This window comes from Pontivivens marinum (assembly GCF_900231835.1).
GTDB lineage: Bacteria > Pseudomonadota > Alphaproteobacteria > Rhodobacterales > Rhodobacteraceae > Pontivivens > Pontivivens marinum.
This window is the reverse complement of sequence record NZ_OCTN01000001.1, coordinates 1,090,639-1,108,673: the sequence shown is the minus strand read 5'-3', so window position 1 is coordinate 1,108,673 and position 18,035 is coordinate 1,090,639. Positions and strand designations below refer to the sequence as shown.

Here is an 18,035-nt window from a genome sequence, read left to right as displayed (position 1 = left end):
TAGAGCAATGGGACGGATCACAGATGAGGCAAGCCTGCGCGCGCTATACGGCGAGAAAAGCGCACGGGCCGTTGCCAAGGAAATGATCCATCTCGACCCCCATTGCCGTCAATTTATCGCAGCGTCGCCATTCATGGTGATGTCCACATCCGGTGCTCAGGGTCTGGACCTGACGCCACGGGGCGACGCTGCGGGTTTTGTGTGTGTTGAGGACGACACGCATCTGCTGATTCCTGACAGGCCGGGGAATAACCGGCTGGATAGCCTCAGCAACCTGTTGGCTGATCCTGCGATTGGTCTGATTTTCATGATCCCCGGTGTACGTGAAACATTGCGTGTGCGCGGTGTTGCGGAAATTCGGGACGATGCGGATTTGTGTGAGAAATGCGGATTTAACGGCAAGCCGGCGCTGACCGTGCTGCGGGTTACGATCACCCGTGCCTATCTGCATTGCGCCAAATCCATGTTGCGATCCGGCCTGTGGCAACCGGAAACATGGGCAAAGATTCGTCCGGTGCCCACAATGGGTGAAATGCTGGTCGACCACGCCGGCGCGGATGCACCGCGTGAAACGGACGAGCAGATGCTCGCCCGCTATTCCAAATCGCTTTACTGAGGCATCAACCCCTTTAGCTCATAGATCAGATCCAATGCTTCACGCGGGGTCAGGCCGTCGGGCAGGATATCTGCGAGGCGGCTTTCTACCTGTGAATCCGCTTTGGGCGCGGCGGGTTCGCTGACCGGCACGGCGAATAGGGGTAGGTCGTCGATGCGCAGCTTGGCCTTGCCGCCATGCTCCTCGGATTCCAGCATTTTCAGCACGCTACGGGCGCGATCCACCACACTGTCGGGCAGGCCGGCCAGACGGGCGACCTGTACCCCGTAGGAGCGGTCTGCCGCGCCCTCACGCACCTCATGCAGAAAAACCACGTTGCCCTCCCATTCACGCACGGCGACGGTGGCGTTGGATACGCCGTCCAGCTTCGCCGATAGGCCGGTCATTTCGTGGTAATGGGTGGCGAACAGGGCGCGGGCGCCGTTGACCTCATGCAAATGTTCCATCACGGCCCATGCGATGCTCAACCCGTCATAGGTCGCGGTGCCGCGGCCGATTTCGTCCAGAATAACCATGGCCCGAGGGCCGGCGCGATTTAGAATGGCCGCCGTCTCAACCATCTCCACCATAAAGGTGGAGCGGCCCCGCGCCAGATCATCCGCCGCCCCAACACGTGAGAAGAGCTGATCCACCAGCCCGATTTCAGCCGAGGCTGCCGGCACATAGGCCCCGATTTGCGCCAGCAGCGCGATGATCGCGTTTTGGCGTAGCCATGTCGATTTACCGGCCATGTTCGGACCGGTCAGCAGGATGATCCGCGCTGCATTGTCGCCCTGCGCCGTTAGATCACAATCGTTGGGGATGAAATCTGCGCCGCCCTGTCGTTGCAATGCACGTTCCACCACAGGATGGCGACCACCGACGATGTTAAAGCTGCGTGACATGTCCAGTTTGGGCCGGGTCCAGTCGCTGTCCACGGCCAGCTCTGCCAACGCGCTGGCCACATCCAGTTCCGCCAATGCGCGGGCGATGGTGCTGATGCTGGCCCCATCGTTTAGCACTGCGTCACGCATGCGGTCGAACTGCTCCAGCTCCAGCTCTAATGTGCGCGCGCCGGCGTTCAGGATGCGGGTTTCCAGTTCGGACAGCTCAACCGTGGTGAAACGCACTGCATTTGCGGTGGTTTGCCGATGGATGAACGTATCCGATAGCGGGTCGGACATCATCTTTTCCGCATGGGTTGCCGTGGTTTCGATGAAATAGCCCAGCACGTTGTTATGCTTGATTTTCAATGCGGTGACGCCGGCCAGCTCAGCATATTTTGCCTGCATGGAGGCAATAACGCCGCGCCCCTCATCGCGCAGGGTGCGGGCCTCGTCCAGATCGACATCCACGCCCTCCGTCACGAAACCACCGTCGCGTTTCAGCAGGGGGGGTTCGGCCACCAGCGCGGATTCCAGCAAGGCGGCGCAATCGGGCAGGGTGGAAAGCACCTTTGCCGCCTGCGCGACCCCCTCGGGCAACTCACCGCTGAGGATAGCTCCCATGCGTGCGCCGGCGGTCAAGCCATTGCGGATGGAGGCCAGATCACGCGGCCCCCCCCGATCCAGCGCCAGCCGTGATAGGGCGCGATCCATGTCAGGCGCCTGTCGCAACGCATCGCGCAGGTCGGCGCTGAGGGTCCGGTCATCTACAAAGAGCTGCACGGCGTCCAAACGCTCACGGATAACCGTCAGATCGGTGGAGGGTGCGCAAACCCGTGTTTCCAGCAGTCGTGCCCCTGCGCCCGTCACCGTGCGGTCGATGGCGTTTAGCAGCCCGCCCTCGCGCCCACCGCTGAGCGCGTGGGTCAGTTCCAGATTGCGCCGCGTCGCCGCGTCGATCTGCATGGCCGCGCCCTGTTGTTCCTGCACAGGCGGGTGGATCAGGGGCAGGCGGCCCTTTTGAGTGATATCAATATAGTCGATCAATGCGCCTAGCGCGCCCAGCTCCGCCCGATCAAATTGTCCGAAGCCGTCCAGCGACCCTGTGCCGTATAGGCGTTCCAGCCGCGTGCGCGCACCCTCACTATCAAAGCTGGCGCGTGCGAGCGGGGTAATGACGGCGCTATCCTCGGTCAGGGAATCTGGCACATCGCCCTCAACCACCAGAACCTCACGCGGTGAGGTACGGGCAAGCATCGGGCCCAGCATGATTTTCGGGCAGCGTGTGACGTGCAGCTCGCCAGTGCTGAGGTCCAGCCACGCATAGGCCCCGCTATCGCGCACCTGCGCATAGGCGGCGAGGTAATTGTGCCGCCGCGCATCCAGCAGCGTATCCTCGGTCAAGGTGCCGGGGGTGACCAGACGCACAACCTCACGCTTTACCACGGCCTTATAACCGCGCTTCTTCGCCTCGGCGGGGCTTTCCATCTGGTCGCAAACGGCAACGCGGAAACCCTTGCGGATCAGGGTCAGCAAATACCCCTCGGCTGCGTGCTGTGGCACGCCGCACATCGCGATATCCTCGCCGTCATGTTTGCCGCGTTTGGTCAGTGCAATGTCCAGTGCAGCTGATGCCGCAATCGCATCGTCAAAGAACATCTCGTAAAAATCGCCCATTCTGTAGAACAGCAACGCATCGGGGTACTGCGCCTTGATCTCCAGAAACTGCACCATCATCGGCGTTGCGCCATTCGCCATGTCGGCCCCCATAATTGCGTGGCTCAGTCCTAACCTGACGGCCGCGTGGCGAAAACCCTTTGTGCGCATGGCATGGGCCGCTAACCTTGACGAAAACGCATTATGGTGGGAGCGCGACATGAGCAGAAATACACGGATCACGAATGAGGAGGCGCTGGCCTATCACCTCAGCCCATCTCCGGGGAAGCTGGAGGTCCGTGCATCCACCGCCATGGCGACGCAGCGTGACCTAAGCCTGGCCTATTCACCGGGTGTTGCTGTTCCATGTGAAGCAATCGCGGCGAACCCTGCGCTGGCATATGATTACACGACCAAGGGGAACATGGTCGCCGTAATCTCGAACGGAACGGCGGTTCTGGGACTTGGCAATCTGGGGGCGCTGGCCTCCAAACCGGTGATGGAGGGCAAGGCGGTTCTGTTCAAACGGTTCGCTGATGTGAACTCCATCGATCTGGAACTGGACACCGAGGACCCCGAGGCATTTATCAACGCGGTCAAATTGATGGGGCCGTCCTTTGGCGGCATCAACCTTGAGGATATCAAGGCCCCCGAATGTTTCATCATCGAACAGCGGCTAAAGGCGGAGATGGATATCCCCGTTTTTCATGACGATCAGCACGGCACGGCGGTGATCTGTGCAGCCGGCCTGATGAACGCGCTGCATATCTCGGGCAAGAAAATCGAGGATTGTAAGATCGTGCTGAACGGCGCCGGCGCGGCCGGCATTGCCTGTATCGAGTTGATCAAGGCGATGGGCGCAAAGCACGATAATTGCATCGCCTGCGATACCAAGGGCGTGATCTATCAGGGCCGAACCGAGGGGATGAACCAGTGGAAATCCGCCCATGCGGCCGTGACCACCGATCGCACGCTTGAGGAAGCAATGCGCGACGCTGATGTCTTCCTAGGGGTGTCGGTCAAGGGCGCGGTTACGCCTGAAATGGTGGCCAGCATGGCGCCGAACCCGGTGATTTTCGCGATGGCGAACCCCGACCCCGAAATCACGCCCGAGGAGGCCCATGCCGTGCGCGAGGACGCAATCGTCGCCACCGGCCGGTCGGATTACCCGAACCAAGTGAACAACGTGCTGGGCTTTCCCTATCTGTTCCGTGGCGCGCTGGATATCCATGCCCGCGCCATCAATGATGAGATGAAGATCGCCTGTGCCCGTGCCTTGGCCGATCTGGCGCGGGACGCCGTGCCGGACGAGGTCGCGATGGCCTATGGGCGCAAGCTGCAATTCGGGCGCGATTACATTATCCCGACCCCGTTTGACCCCCGTCTGATCCACGTCATTCCGCCGGCTGTGGCCAAGGCAGGCATGGATACCGGTGTCGCCCGCCGCCCGATTATCGATATGGAGGGGTATGAGCTGACGCTACGCTCGCGCCTCGATCCGACGGCGTCGATCCTTGACGGGTTGTTCAACCGTGCGCGCGGTGCGCAAGCGCGGATGATCTTTGCCGAGGGGGATGATGAACGGGTGGTACGTGCTGCGCTGGCCTATCGCCGTTCCGGCCTTGGCCAAGCGCTGGTGGTGGGTCGTCGCGACGATATCGCCGCGATGTTGGAGGCTGCGGGCCAGCCCGACGCCATCAATGATCTGGAGATTGTGAACGCCGGCACCGTCGATAATTTGCAGGAAATGGCGGACTACCTCTACACGCGGTTGCAGCGTAAGGGGCTGGATCAGCGCGATTGCTATCGTCTTGCCAGTCGTGATCGCCACGTCTTTGCCGCGCTGCTACTGGCCCATGATATGGCGGACGGCATGGTCACCGGTGCCACCCGCAAAAGCGCGCAGGTGCTGTCACAGATCGGACTGGTCTTCGACGCGACTGCCGCTGATGGCGCAGTGGGGATTTCTGCGGTGCTGCATAATGGCCGCCTGATCCTGATCGCGGATACGCTGGTACATGAATGGCCGGAACGCGAAGACCTCGCCAATATCGCCGAACAGGCAGCAAAGGTTGCCCGTGGTCTGGGGTTGGAGCCGCGCGTGGCGTTCTGCTCCTTCTCGAATTTCGGTTATCCGGTATCCGAGCGAGCCGAGAAGATGCACCACGCGGTGGAGGCATTGGACGCCCGCAATGTGGATTTCGAATATGATGGCGAAATGACCGTAGATGTCGCGCTGAACGCCGATGTCATGCGTCAATACCCGTTCTGCCGCCTGTCTGGCCCCGCAAATATCGTCGTCGTGCCGGCCCGCCATTCGGCGTCAATCTCGGTCAAGATGATGCAGGAACTGGCCGGCGCCACGGTGATTGGCCCGATCCTGACTGGCATTGATCGACAGGTAAAGCTGACCTCGACCACCGCCACGGTGAATGACATTCTGCACATGGCGTTAATGGCGGCGTGCCGCGTTGGGTAGGCGTTAATTGGCCACCAATTCCTCAAGCCGTCGCCACAGTTTTCTGAGCGACGGCTTTTGGTTTTGTGCGTCCTTATAGATGCGGATTTCCAGCGGCGCCGCAAAGCTGTCATTACCGGCAATCGCCAAACTGCCGGCGTCCAGTTCCCGTGTACATACCTCACGCGGTAACCAGCCCAAGCCGAAATTTTCCTGTACCATTTCCTTGATCCCGTGGGCCTGTCCGCCATGGGATATGGTCAGCAGGTTTCCGGGCATCATGTGTCGGCGCAGGATCGCATCCACCACCGGTTTTAGCGCCGAGGATGATCCGTAATGGAACATCGGCACGGGCTTTTTACTGCTGGCAGGCAGGGTATAGGCGGGCCGGCCATCGGGCAGGGCATGTGCAACGGGCAGCAGCATGTCGCGGCTTAGAACCAAGTGGTCAGCACGGGTCACATCCAGCGGCGACAAGGCCTCCATCGCGGGGTGCCAATAGGTCAGGATCACATCGCAGTAATGCTGTTGCAGGGCGGTCACGAACTGATCAGTCGCCCAACTGGTCGAGTTCAGGTCGATATCAACGCCGTCATGGTCGGCCATGGGACCGATCAGGCTGCGATAATGCGTCAGGTATAGCGATTGCGTGGTGGCAAAGCGGATCGTGTCGGCATTCGCTGCATCCACCGCCTGACACCGCTCGATCGTTTCCTCATAGGTGCGGGTCATCAGGCGCGCCTGCGCCAGAAAAATCTCACCTGCGGGGGTTAGGGAGAGCGGTAGTGAGCGCCGGTCAATCAGGCCGGCGCCGACTTCTTCCTCAAGTATCCGTATGCGCCGGCTAAAGGCAGGCTGCGAGACATTGCGATCCTCGGCCGCGCGCGAAAAATTGCGCAGGGTTGCCAATGCCTCAAAATCTTTCAGCCACGAAATTTCCAATGAATGCTCCAGCCGTCGATAACCCGTTGGGCTTAGACGGTTTCAATCCTGTCTTCTTCGACCGCATGACATGCAACCAGCGACCCGTCGGGCTGTGGTGCAGGAACCGGCCGTTCCACCGCGCAACGATCATTGGCATAGGTACAGCGTGAGCGGAACGGGCAACCCTGCGGCATATCGATCGGAGTCGGGATTTCACCGCGCAAACGAATATGGTTCGGGGCCTGATCGTCCAGCTTTGGCACGGCGGACAGCAGGGCGCGGGTATAGGGATGCTTGGGGTTCGCAAACAGGGTCGCGGTATCCGACAGCTCGCATAACGTACCCAGATACAGCACGGCCACGCGGGTTCCGAAATGCTGCACCACGCTGAGGTCATGGGTGATGAACAGATAGGTCAGGCCACGCTCAACCTGTGCCTCCAGCATCAGGTTGAGCACCTGCGCCTGAATGGACACGTCCAGGGCCGAAATCGGCTCATCCGCGATGATGAATTCGGGATCTACCGTCAGGGCCCGGGCGATGGCGATACGCTGCCGCTGACCACCGGAAAATTCGTGCGGATAGCGGGGCGCCCATGCGGGATCAACGCCGACGGAGCGCATAACCTCTACCACCTTATCCCGCACGCCCTGCGCGCTGAGGTCGGGGTGGTGATGCTTGACCGGTTCTGTAAGCGCCTGTTCGATGGTCATCCGCGGGTTCAGCGATGCATAGGGATTTTGGAAGATCATCTGCATCTTGCGCCGATAGGGCAGCATCTCGCGGCGGGTCAGGGTGTCGATCCGCTTGCCATCATAGGTGATTGAGCCGTTTGACGGGTTCAACAAACCCGCCACCAACCGCGCAACGGTGGATTTACCGCAGCCGGATTCGCCCACGATGCACAGCGCCTCACCCCGTTTGATGTCCAGCGTCAGCCCATTAACGGCATGGACCTCACGCTTTTCACGGCGGATGCGTCCCTTGCGCAGTTTTACCGTCTCCAGAAATCCGTGATCCAGTGCGAAGCGTTTTTCCAGCGCATCGATTTGCAACAGAGGTGTTTGGGTCATTTCGTTCTTCATGCGTAATCCACCTTATGCGGTGTGGTGCCGTGCAGGCGCTCAACCTCGATACAGGCCACGTCCGACCCGCCATGGCGCCGCAATTCGGGGCGCACGGTGCGGCAGGTGGGCACGGCATAGCCGCAGCGTGGGTGGAACGGGCAGCCGGGGGGAATGGCGCTGAGCGCGGGCATATTGCCGGGGATCTGGCGCAGTTTCTCACCGGGTAGGGTCTGCTGCGGCAATGCGTTAATCAGGCCCTGCGTATAGGGATGCTGTGGGTCGTTGATGATTTCACGTGTGCCACCGGTTTCGATAATCCGGCCGGCATACATAACTAACATGCGTTGCGTCATCTGGCTGACCACGCCCAGATCGTGGGTGATCAGGATCAGGCTGACATTGTTGCTTTCGCACAGCTCCAGCAGCAGCTCCATGATATCGGCCTGAATGGTCACATCCAGCGCGGTTGTCGGTTCGTCAGCGATAATCAGCTGAGGGTCCAGCAGCAGCGCAATAGCGATGACAATCCGCTGGCGCATACCGCCGGACAGCTCATGCGGATACTGCTTCAGGCGTTCCTCTGGTGCGGGGATATAGACCTCACGCAGCTTGGCCACGGCGATGATCTCCGCGTCCTTGCGACTGACGCGACGATGGGCCTGCAATTGTTCCACCATCTGCTGACCAATGGTCAGAACGGGGTTCAGCGTGACCATCGGGTCCTGAAAAATCATGGCGATGCGGTTGCCGCGAATGGTGCGGAACTGCTTATCGCTCAGCTTGGTCAGGTCCTGCCCGTCAAACATGATCGACCCGCCGGCGATATAGCCGGGGCGCGACAGCAGGTTCAGTATCGAGAATCCGGTGATGGATTTGCCGGCGCCGGATTCCCCGACGATGCCGACCCGTTCACCCTGACCAATATCGAACGAGATGTCGTTGAGCGCGGTAACCGTGTTGTTGCGCATCGCAAACTTCACGGTCAGGCCCTGTACGGAAAGAAGTGACATGGGCCTACCCCTTATACAGCTTGGGGTTCAGCACGTCGCGCAGCCAGTCACCCAACAGGTTGATGACCAGAACCAGCACGACCAGAACGACGCCGGGGATTGTTGTGATCCACCAGCTTCCCGAAAAAATGAACTCGAACCCGCCGGAAATCAGCGAGCCTAGCGAGGGTTGCGATACCGGCATTCCCAGCCCGAGGAAGGAGAGCGACGCCTCCGAAATAATCGCATTCGCAACCTGAACGGTTGAAATCACAAAGATCGGCGAGACGGAGTTTGGCAGAATATGCCGCACCATGATGCGGATCGGGCCAAAGCCCAGAACCTGCGCGGCATCGACATATTCCTTCTTTTTCTCCGCCAGCACAGTCGCGCGGACCGTTCGGGCATATTGCGGCCATTCGGACACGCCAATCACTGCGATCAGAAAGAAGATAGCGTAGCGGTTGAACACCTCTGACCCGAACAGCGCCTGCGTCACCGCGAGGAAGATGATCGCGACCATCAGCGTGGAAAAGCTCAACTGGATATCAGCCAAACGCATCAGCAAGCTATCCGTGCGCCCGCCAACATAGCCCGAGATCAGACCGATGGAGATGCCAAGAAACGCCTGCAACGCAACGGCACAGACGCCGATCATCAGCGACAGGCGCGTGCCGTACAGGATCGCGGACCACAGGTCGCGCCCCTGCGCATCGGTGCCCAGAATGAATTGCGGGTCCGTGAAATCACGCGGGCCGGCCCACCAAATGGGGGCCATCTCGGAATTCATGATGTCTTGCTGGCGCGGATCATAGGGATCGAATGGCGCGATCAGCGGTGCAAACACCGCCATCACCACGATAGCCACAAAGACCGCCATGGAGATCATCGCGACCTTATTGCTCAGGAACGAATATCCCAGATTAGAGGCACGAAATTTCTGCCAGCGGGTCTGGCTGTGCAGATTACTCTCCACGTTGCTCATGCGCCCATCCTCGACAAATTGACGGTCGGGTTGACCAGTCCGTAGATCAAATCGACCACCGTATTAGTTAGAACAAAGATGAAACCGACCACGATCAGATAGGCCACGATCAGGGGCGTATCGACGCGGTTCACCGCCTCTAGAAACATGAAGCCCATGCCGGGCCACTGAAAGACGGTTTCGGTCAGGATCGTATAGGCCACCATGGTTCCGATCTGCACACCACCCACGGTAATCACCGGCAGCAGCGTGTTTTTCAGCGCGTGCACAAACCAGATACGGCGCGTTTGCAGGCCCTTGGCATAGGCGTATTTCACATATTCGCTGTCGAGTGTTTCCAGCATTTCCGCACGGATCAGGCGGATAAACAGTGGCAACATGATCGAGCTGAGCGCGATGGAGGGCAGCAAAATCTGGCGCAGGCCGGCCCAGTTCGCGAAATTCGTTTCCCAATAACCAAACACATGAACCGGATCACCCCGCCCGAACGAGGGTAGCCAGCGCAGCTCAACCGCAAAGAAGAAGATCAGCAGGATTGCCGTCAGAAAGACAGGGATCGAGATACCGATGATGCTGACGCCCATCACGACTTTGGAAAAAATCGAGTTCGGCTTGATCGCAGTGTAAACGCCCAGCGGAATGGACAGGCCGATAATGATGACAGTCGCACCAAAGACCAGTTCCAGCGTCGCGGGCAGTTTGCGCAGGATCACGTCCAACGCGGGTTCTTTAAAGAAATATGAGGTGCCTAGATCGCCCTGAATGGCACGACCGGCAAAGCGTAGATATTGTTCGATAAAGCTATCGTTCAGGCCCAGCTCATCACGCAATTGCTGGCGGACTTCCTCGGATACGGATTGCCCGACCAGTTCACGCAGCGGATCACCCAGATTGTCCTGAATGGCAAAGGCGACAATCGATATCGCGAACATGACCGCAGCGGCCTGAAACAGTCTTTTGACGAGATAGGCAAACATGCCGTGTGTCCCCCGGTGAAAATGCAGGGGGCGCGCGGCCCCCTGCGGTATTGATATGCGGCCGGTTTGATCCGGCCTGCACGTTGCTTACTCGGTATCTACAACCAGATCACCAAAGTAGGGGAAGTTCAGCGCGTTCACGATAGGTGCAGCATTTACACCAGCGCGTGCGCCCCATGCCAGATCCTGCCAGTGCAGCGGGATAAAGGCAGCATCCTCGTACAGGATGCCCTCAAGCTGTTGCAGCAGGTCTGCGCGTACTTCCGGATCGGTTTCGGCATTTGCCTGCGCCATCAGGGCATCGGCTTCCTCGTTGCAATAGTTGCCCGAGTTATACTGACCGTTACCGGTTTCCTCATCAGCACAGGCTGTCAGGAACTGGTGGAAGTTTGCCGAATCCTCGGTATCCGCATGCCAGCCGATCATCATCATGTCGGCGGAACGCTCGTCGAATTCAGGCCAGTACTGGGCCTTTGGCAACGTTTGCAGATCAACCGTGATGTTGATTTGCGACAGCATCGAGGCAACAGCCTCGGCGATGCGCGCATCGTTCACGTAGCGGTTGTTTGGCGCCATCATCGAAACGGTGAAACCATCTGCATAGCCTGCTTCGGCCATCAGGCGGTTTGCCTCGTCCAGATCAAAGCGTGGCGTCAGCTCAGGATCATGGCCCAGATATCCAGCAGGGGATGCCTGTGCGCCAACGGTGCCGAAGCCGCGCATGATGCGGGCGACGATGCCCTCATTGTTCACAGCGAAGTCGATTGCGCGACGAACACGTGCGTCCTGGAATGCCTCAACACGGTCCTGGTTCAGTTGGAACGTGATGATCCGTGTGCCGGACATGGTGATCAGATCCGTCTCTGGATCGTCCTCGATGCGCTGCAAATCGGTTGGCGGAACAGGTGCGATGAAATCAACATCGCCGGCCAGCAGGGCCGCAACGCGAGTTGGATCCTCGGCAATCGGGGTCAGTGTGATGTTCTGAACGTTGCCCTCGGATTCTGTATCCCAGTAATCGGCAAAACGCTCGAACGTCATGGAAACGCCTTGCTCACGCTCTGTCACGACATATGGGCCGGTGCCGGAGATGTTGCGCGAGGCGAAGCTGTCGCCGTGCTTAACAATCTCGCCGCCATCCTCGGAACCTTCGTAGAAGGCACGCTCCATCGGGAAGATGTAGGTCGCGGTGTGCAGGACCAGCGGGTAAGGCTCAGCTGTGACCAGCTCAACCGTGTAATCGTCTACTGCGGTCAGCGAGACGAACGGTGCGAAGATACCGCGGAAGTCATCCGACTCCTTCAGGCGCTCAAACGTGTAAACCACGTCATCAGCCGTCATTTCGTTGCCGGAGTGGAACTTTACGCCCTGACGCAGGGTGAAGCGGGTGGTGACATCGTCAACCTGCTCCCAGCTCTCGGCCAGACGGCCCTCGAACTGTAGGTCCTGTGTCCAGCGTACCAGCGGGTCAAAGGTCATGTGCGACAGCTGTAGTGTACCGCCTGATAGCTGCTCATGTGGGTCGAGCGATACCGGATCGGCGTCATAGGCAATGCGGAGATCTTGTGCTGCTGCACCGAATGTCATGCCGACGCTCAATGCGAGCGCGGAGGCAATGGTGGTGAATTTTTTCATTTTCAGCTCCCTGAAGTTGGTTCACGGACGTTAGCGAGCGGATTTCCGCCCGACCAATGCTGAAAATGAATGACCTAATCAATTGATGGATCGCGTCCACTGTTTCCAATGCGGATACGCGAAATGAAAAAAGCCCGCACAGGGTGTGCGGGCCTTTCCAGTTAAACAGGTGGATGCGTTAGCCGGTGCCGCGCATGCCGTCCCAGAAACCCTTAACCTTGGACAGGAAATCCTCGCTGTCAGGGCTGTTCTTGGCGCTTTCGTCCTCGAACTCCTTCAGCAATTCCTTTTGCCGTGCGGTCAGGTTGACCGGCGTTTCAACCGCCAGTTCGATATACAGATCGCCAGTGCCCTGTCCGCGCAGATGGGGCATACCCTTGCTGCGCAGGCGCAATTGCTTGCCTGCCTGCACGCCGGCCGGAACCTTTACGCGGCTGCGGCCACCGTCCAGATTTGGTGCCTCGATGTCACCGCCAAGCGCGGCAGTCGCCATCGGGACCGGAATCCGGCAGAACAGATTGACGCCATCGCGTTCAAAGATCGGATGGCTGGCCACCTCGATAAAGATGTACAGATCGCCCGATGGACCGCCACGCTGGCCGGCTTCACCCTCACCCGCTAGACGGATACGGGTGCCGGTTTCGACGCCCTTGGGGATGTTCACGCTCAACGTGCGCTGCTTTTCAACCCGACCGGCGCCATTACAGTTGCGGCACGGGTTCTTGATGATCTGGCCGCGGCCATCACAGGTAGGGCAGGTGCGTTCAATGGTGAAAAAGCCCTGCTGCGCGCGGACCTTACCCATGCCTGAACAGGTTGGGCAGGTGGCGGGTTCTGCGCCGCCCTCTGCGCCCGAGCCCTCACATTCCTCACAGATCGCCGATCCGGGGATGGTGATGCTGGCTTGCTTGCCGGCAAAGGCTTCCTCAAGCGTGACATGCATGTTGTAGCGCAGGTCTGACCCACGTGCGGCGCGCTGGCCACCACCGCGCCCACCGCGTTGCCCGCCCATGAAATCGCCGAACAGGTCGTCGAACACGTCCGAAAACGCCGAGGAGAAATCCGCGCCGCCCTGCTGACGTCGCCCGCCGCCGGCACCCATTCCGCCCTCAAACGCGGCGTGGCCGTAGCGGTCATAGGCGCCGCGCTTTTCAGGATCCTTCAGCACGTCATGTGCTTCGTTGGCCTCCTTGAACAGGCCCTCAGCCTCAGGATTATTGGGGTTCCGGTCAGGGTGATGTTCCATCACCTTTTTCTTGAACGCCTTTTTGATTTCGACGTCGGTGGCACCTTTGGCTACACCCAGAACATCGTAGTAATCGCGCTTCGCCATGTCTTACTCCGATGGCTGAGCGGCGTCGCCCAGCACGAAAATTGTGTTGATACCGGTCTGCATTTCGATGTGGTAGCCGTGCCGGATCATCAGTTCCGGTAGGGGCCCACCCGCATCGCGGCCGGTTTCCATGATTACGAGCCGGGGCAGCATTTGCGGCAGAGCGCTCGCAAAAAATGCTGTCAGAACCGGAATTTCGTAACCCTCGATATCCATCTTCATCGCGTCGATACGCGGCAGCCCTGCATCCTGAACAACCGATAGCAATGGACGGCAGGGCAATGTCAGATCACCCTCGCCAATCCGTGCCTCACCCCGATTTTCCAAACCGCCCGAGACGAAGCTGACCTCACCCTCCGAATCGCTCAACGCGACGGCGGCGTGATGCACATCGACAGCATCGGACGCGGCAAGGTTGCATCGCAGGCGCCCCGCATTTACGGGATCAGGTTCGATCGCAACAATTTGCACAGCCTTACCAGCGCGCTGCGCATCCGCGCGCACGGATAGGGTGTACATGCCGACATTTGCACCGGCATCGACGAAGCAGAATGTATCACCTGCCTCCGCGATGGCCTGTGCCAACCGTGTTCGTTCGGGTAAGTCCCAATATTGCGTCCCTGACAAAACCCGTTTTTCGGCGCGGTTATCCGCGGGATGCAGCCGTGCCTTTTGATTGCCGAAAACGACAACATCATAGGGCTCGGCCTGTGCACGCTGGATCAAACGGCGGATGCCAGAGGCGATCCAGCGGCGCGGCGCACGTTCGGCACGCAGGCGCAAACGCTCAAGCGTGGGCGAAATTGCATAGGTGCCAAAGGGCGGGTTCGGGGGCGTAAAGGACATAAGCGTATCTGCCTGGTTTGTCGGGCGGTGGGGATCACCGCCCGACAGAACGATCAGGACGCCTTCTTGCCGTCGTCGTCAACATCGGTGAAGTCTGCGTCAACGACGTCGTCCTCACCCATTGCATCGTCGGCGGCGCGTGGCTCATCCGCCTCGGCCTCTGCTTCCTGCGCCTTATAGATGGCCTCGCCCAGCTTCATGGCCGATTCCGTCAGGTTCTGGATGGAGCCTTTGATCTTGCCCACATCGTCTGTTTCCAGCGAGTCCTTGAGCTGCGCCATCGCCAGATCGATTGCCTCGATCGTGGTGGAGCTGACCTTGTCCTTGTGCTCCTCCAGCGACTTCTCGGTGGAGTGCATCAGGCTTTCACCCTGGTTCTTCGCCTCGACCAGCTCGCGACGATCCTTATCGGCGTCAGCGTTCTCCTCGGCTTCACGAACCATTGCCTCGATATCGGCATCGGACAAACCACCGCTGGCCTGAATGGTGATCTTCTGCTCCTTGTTCGTCCCCTTATCCTTGGCGGAGACGGACACGATGCCGTTGGCGTCGATGTCGAAGGTCACTTCGATCTGTGGCAGGCCACGAGGTGCGGGCGGGATGCTCTCCAGGTTGAACTGGCCCAGCATCTTGTTATCCGCAGCCATGGAACGCTCACCCTGGAACACGCGGATGGTTACGGCGCTCTGGTTGTCCTCAGCGGTGGAGAAGACGTTGGACTTTTTCGTCGGGATCGTCGTGTTGCGATCGATCATTGGCGTCAGTACGCCGCCCATCGTCTCAATACCCAGCGTCAGCGGGGTGACGTCCAGCAGAACCACGTCGGTAACATCGCCCTGCAAAACACCGGCCTGAATGGCGGCGCCCATGGCGACAACCTCATCAGGGTTCACACCCTTATGTGGCTCCTTGCCGAAGAACTTGGTCACTTCGTCGTATACTTTAGGCATACGCGTCATGCCGCCGACCATCACAACCTCATCGATATCCGATGTGGACAGGCCAGCATCCTTCAACGCGGCTTTCAGCGGCTTGATCGAACGTGCGATCAGGTCGGAGACGAGGCTTTCCAGCTTTGCGCGGGTCAGCTTCATTACCAGGTGAACCGGCTGGCGTGTCTCAGGGTTCATCGAGATGAACGGCTGGTTGATTTCGGTTTGCGAGGTCGAGGACAGCTCGATCTTTGCCTTTTCCGCAGCTTCCTTCAGACGCTGTAGCGCCAGTTTGTCGCCGCGCAGGTCGATGCCGTGCTCTTTTTTGAACTGATCGGCCAGATATTCGACAATGCGCATGTCGAAATCTTCACCGCCGAGGAACGTGTCGCCGTTGGTGGATTTAACTTCGAACAGGCCTTCGTCGATTTCGAGGATCGAGATATCGAATGTACCGCCGCCAAGGTCATAGACCGCAATGGTCTTGGAACCCTCTTTGTCGAGGCCATATGCCAATGCCGCCGCTGTCGGCTCGTTGATGATGCGCAGAACTTCGAGGCCGGCAATCTTGCCCGCATCCTTGGTCGCCTGACGCTGTGCGTCGTTGAAATACGCTGGCACGGTGATGACGGCCTGCTCGACCTTCTCACCCAGATACTGCTCAGCTGTTTCCTTCATCTTTTGCAGGATGAATGCGGAGACCTGCGACGGGGAGTATTTCTCACCGCGTGCCTCGACCCATGCATCACCGTTGGACCCCTCGACGATTTCGAAGGGGACCATGCCCTTGTCCTTGGAGACCAGCGGATCACCGAATTGACGGCCGATCAGACGCTTGACTGCGAACAGGGTGTTTGTGGGGTTTGTGACGGCCTGACGTTTTGCAGGCTGGCCAACCAGGCGCTCGTCTTCTGTGAAGCCAACCATGGAGGGGGTCGTGCGTGCACCCTCGGAGTTTTCGATCACTTTTGCTTGGCTGCCGTCCATGATGGCGACGCAGGAGTTGGTGGTTCCGAGGTCAATACCGATAACTTTAGACATAATACGTCCCTTCTACTTGGCGATTGTAGGGCTCGGGTCCTGCTCGGAGGCCCCCGTTCCCCATCCCTGCCGTCCCTCTGCTGAGGTTCGGCTGTTACTGCACGCTGATATAGGAGGCAGCTTCACCCGCCGCAACCATCTGCTTTGCAATGTGCACATACATTTCAGCGCCAAATACGCAGCGGAACGCAGAACTACTGTTCAAACGGGGCGGGTGTGGTGAAATTTAGGGCAAAACCGGCGGGCCGCAGCGCGGGCAGGGCGTTGCCACCCTGCCTGAAGGAATGTCGTTATGATTTTACCGGCAGCGGTCGTTTATTGCCGCTGTCATCCACGGCAACAAAGGTAAAGACGGCCTCGGTCATTTTCAGTAGCTCACCACTGGGTTGGCGTGTCACCCAGACCTCAACCCCGATACGCATGGAGGTCGTGCCCTCGTTCTGGATCTCGCCATGAATACTGACCAGATCCCCGACATGGACCGGTTTGTAAAAGGTCATCGCCTCAACAGCGACTGTGGCGACCCGACCGCGGGCGCGGGTTCGGGCAAGAACCGATGAACCAAGGTCCATCTGCGCCATCAGCCAGCCCCCGAAGATATCTCCGTTAGCGTTCGTATCTGCCGGCATTGCAATGGTTTGCAATGCGAGCTGTCCATGCGGTTTGTCAATTTGATCTGTCATGCACGATAGAGTGCGCAATGCGCGCGCCACGATCAAGCATTAGGCGACATTCTCGTCCCGCGCATCCAGCCGTGCGGCCTCCCAGGCCAGCATCGCGCGTTTGACGGGCAGCCCCCAGTGATAGCCGCCCAGCCCGCCCGATTTGCGCATCGCACGGTGGCACGGGATCAGCCAGCTAACCGGATTGCGCCCAACGGCGGTGCCCACGGCGCGCACTGCCTTTGGGTTGCCGATAACCTCGGCAATTTGGGAATAGGTGGTGACATGGCCTGAAGGGATGGACAGCAGGGCCTCCCATACCTTGATCTGGAACGGCGCGCCGATCAGATGCAAGCGGGCCTCTCCGCCCTCGCCAAAGGCCGCTTGCGCCCATTTTGCAATGTTTTGAGGGGCCTCGACGAATGTGGCGGCCGGCCAGCGGCTGCTCATATCGGTAAAGGTGTCGGCACGAGTGCTTTCCGCCGCAAAGGCCATGCCGCACAATCCGCGATCGGTGCCCAGTGCCAGAACCTCGCCAAAGGGGCTGTCAAACCAGCCATAGCTGATGGTGATACCGGCCCCGCCCCGTGCATATTCGCCCGGCGTCATTGCCTCCCACCGCACAAACAGATCGTGCAGCCGACCGGGGCCGGATAGACCGGTCTCAAAGGTGGTGTCGAGCACGGTGAACCGTTCCTTGAGCAAATGCCGCGCATGGTCCAGCGTCAGATATTGTTGATAGCGTTTCGGGCTGATCCCGACCCATTGGCTGAACGCACGCTGGAAGTGCGGTGCGCTCAACCCGACCGAGGCAGCAACATCGCCCAGCGTCGGTTGGTCCAGACGGTTCTCCTCGATATGCCGCAGGGCGCGGGCCATCAGGGTGTATTGGGCGGCGGCGCTATCGTCGGACATGGGTGATCCCCCTTCGGTTACATGCTGGTCCAAACTAGTTGCACATAGCGGGTGATATAAACGACCCGAAACGTGCGGTTCTTGTGCATTTTGCTGCCTCATCTGCCGTAAATGTAGCCAGTTTGAGTTGCTTTGA

The 18,035-nt window shown here is 59.3% G+C and carries 14 protein-coding genes; 2 read left to right on the top strand and 12 right to left on the bottom strand.

Annotated features, from left to right (window positions below):
• The first annotated feature begins 7 nt into the window (after positions 1-7).
• The gene (locus CR254_RS05520) at positions 8-616 is read left to right on the top strand and encodes a pyridoxamine 5'-phosphate oxidase family protein (protein ID WP_097928773.1); all 609 of its coding nucleotides are present in this window, start codon (positions 8-10) and stop codon (positions 614-616) included.
• On the opposite strand, the gene mutS is transcribed toward CR254_RS05520, so the two are convergent.
• Positions 610-3,237, bottom strand: a complete 2,628-nt coding sequence (gene mutS, locus CR254_RS05515) for a DNA mismatch repair protein MutS (protein WP_245851396.1) — start codon at positions 3,235-3,237, stop codon at positions 610-612. The two genes, CR254_RS05520 and mutS, sit on opposite strands and share 7 nt — an antisense overlap.
• 118 nt (positions 3,238-3,355) lie before the next feature.
• Between mutS and CR254_RS05510 the strand changes: the two genes are divergently transcribed.
• On the top strand, positions 3,356-5,614 hold the full coding sequence (locus CR254_RS05510; protein ID WP_097928772.1) for an NADP-dependent malic enzyme: 2,259 nt from the start codon (positions 3,356-3,358) through the stop codon (positions 5,612-5,614).
• A gap of 3 nt (positions 5,615-5,617) precedes the next feature.
• On the opposite strand, the gene CR254_RS05505 is transcribed toward CR254_RS05510, so the two are convergent.
• From CR254_RS05505 to CR254_RS05455, 11 genes are all read right to left on the bottom strand, one after another.
• Positions 5,618-6,535: a LysR family transcriptional regulator gene (locus tag CR254_RS05505; RefSeq protein ID WP_097928771.1), complete on the bottom strand. Its 918-nt coding sequence runs from the start codon at positions 6,533-6,535 to the stop codon at positions 5,618-5,620.
• 32 nt (positions 6,536-6,567) lie between these two features.
• Positions 6,568-7,590 carry an ABC transporter ATP-binding protein gene (locus CR254_RS05500; RefSeq protein WP_245851394.1) on the bottom strand — a complete coding sequence of 341 codons (1,023 nt, stop codon included), beginning with the start codon at positions 7,588-7,590 and terminating at the stop codon, positions 6,568-6,570.
• An 8-nt stretch (positions 7,591-7,598) separates the two neighbouring features.
• Positions 7,599-8,594 carry an ABC transporter ATP-binding protein gene (locus tag CR254_RS05495; RefSeq protein WP_097928769.1) on the bottom strand — a complete coding sequence of 332 codons (996 nt, stop codon included), beginning with the start codon at positions 8,592-8,594 and terminating at the stop codon, positions 7,599-7,601.
• A gap of 4 nt (positions 8,595-8,598) precedes the next feature.
• A complete protein-coding gene (locus CR254_RS05490; protein ID WP_097928768.1) occupies positions 8,599-9,558 on the bottom strand; it encodes an ABC transporter permease in 960 nt (319 codons plus the stop codon).
• Positions 9,555-10,535, bottom strand: coding sequence for an ABC transporter permease (locus CR254_RS05485; protein WP_097928767.1), 981 nt, complete (start codon positions 10,533-10,535; stop codon positions 9,555-9,557). Before CR254_RS05485 ends, CR254_RS05490 begins: the two co-directional genes overlap by 4 nt.
• Positions 10,536-10,622: 87 nt before the next feature.
• Entirely contained in the window at positions 10,623-12,122 is a 1,500-nt protein-coding gene (locus CR254_RS05480) for an ABC transporter substrate-binding protein (RefSeq protein WP_425440247.1), read from the bottom strand.
• 226 nt (positions 12,123-12,348) lie between these two features.
• Positions 12,349-13,503 (bottom strand): molecular chaperone DnaJ, encoded by a 1,155-nt coding sequence (dnaJ, locus tag CR254_RS05475; RefSeq protein WP_097928765.1) that lies wholly within the window; start codon positions 13,501-13,503, stop codon positions 12,349-12,351.
• Between the two features lie 3 nt (positions 13,504-13,506).
• Complete coding sequence (locus CR254_RS05470; protein WP_097928764.1) at positions 13,507-14,349, bottom strand: FkbM family methyltransferase; 843 nt, start codon at positions 14,347-14,349, stop codon at positions 13,507-13,509.
• 53 nt (positions 14,350-14,402) lie between these two features.
• Entirely contained in the window at positions 14,403-16,322 is a 1,920-nt protein-coding gene (gene dnaK / locus CR254_RS05465; protein WP_097928763.1) for a molecular chaperone DnaK, read from the bottom strand.
• A 290-nt stretch (positions 16,323-16,612) separates the two neighbouring features.
• The gene (locus CR254_RS05460) at positions 16,613-17,005 is read right to left on the bottom strand and encodes an acyl-CoA thioesterase (protein ID WP_097928762.1); all 393 of its coding nucleotides are present in this window, start codon (positions 17,003-17,005) and stop codon (positions 16,613-16,615) included.
• A gap of 39 nt (positions 17,006-17,044) precedes the next feature.
• The gene (locus CR254_RS05455) at positions 17,045-17,899 is read right to left on the bottom strand and encodes a methylated-DNA--[protein]-cysteine S-methyltransferase (protein ID WP_097928761.1); all 855 of its coding nucleotides are present in this window, start codon (positions 17,897-17,899) and stop codon (positions 17,045-17,047) included.
• Between the last annotated feature and the right edge of the window lie 136 nt (positions 17,900-18,035).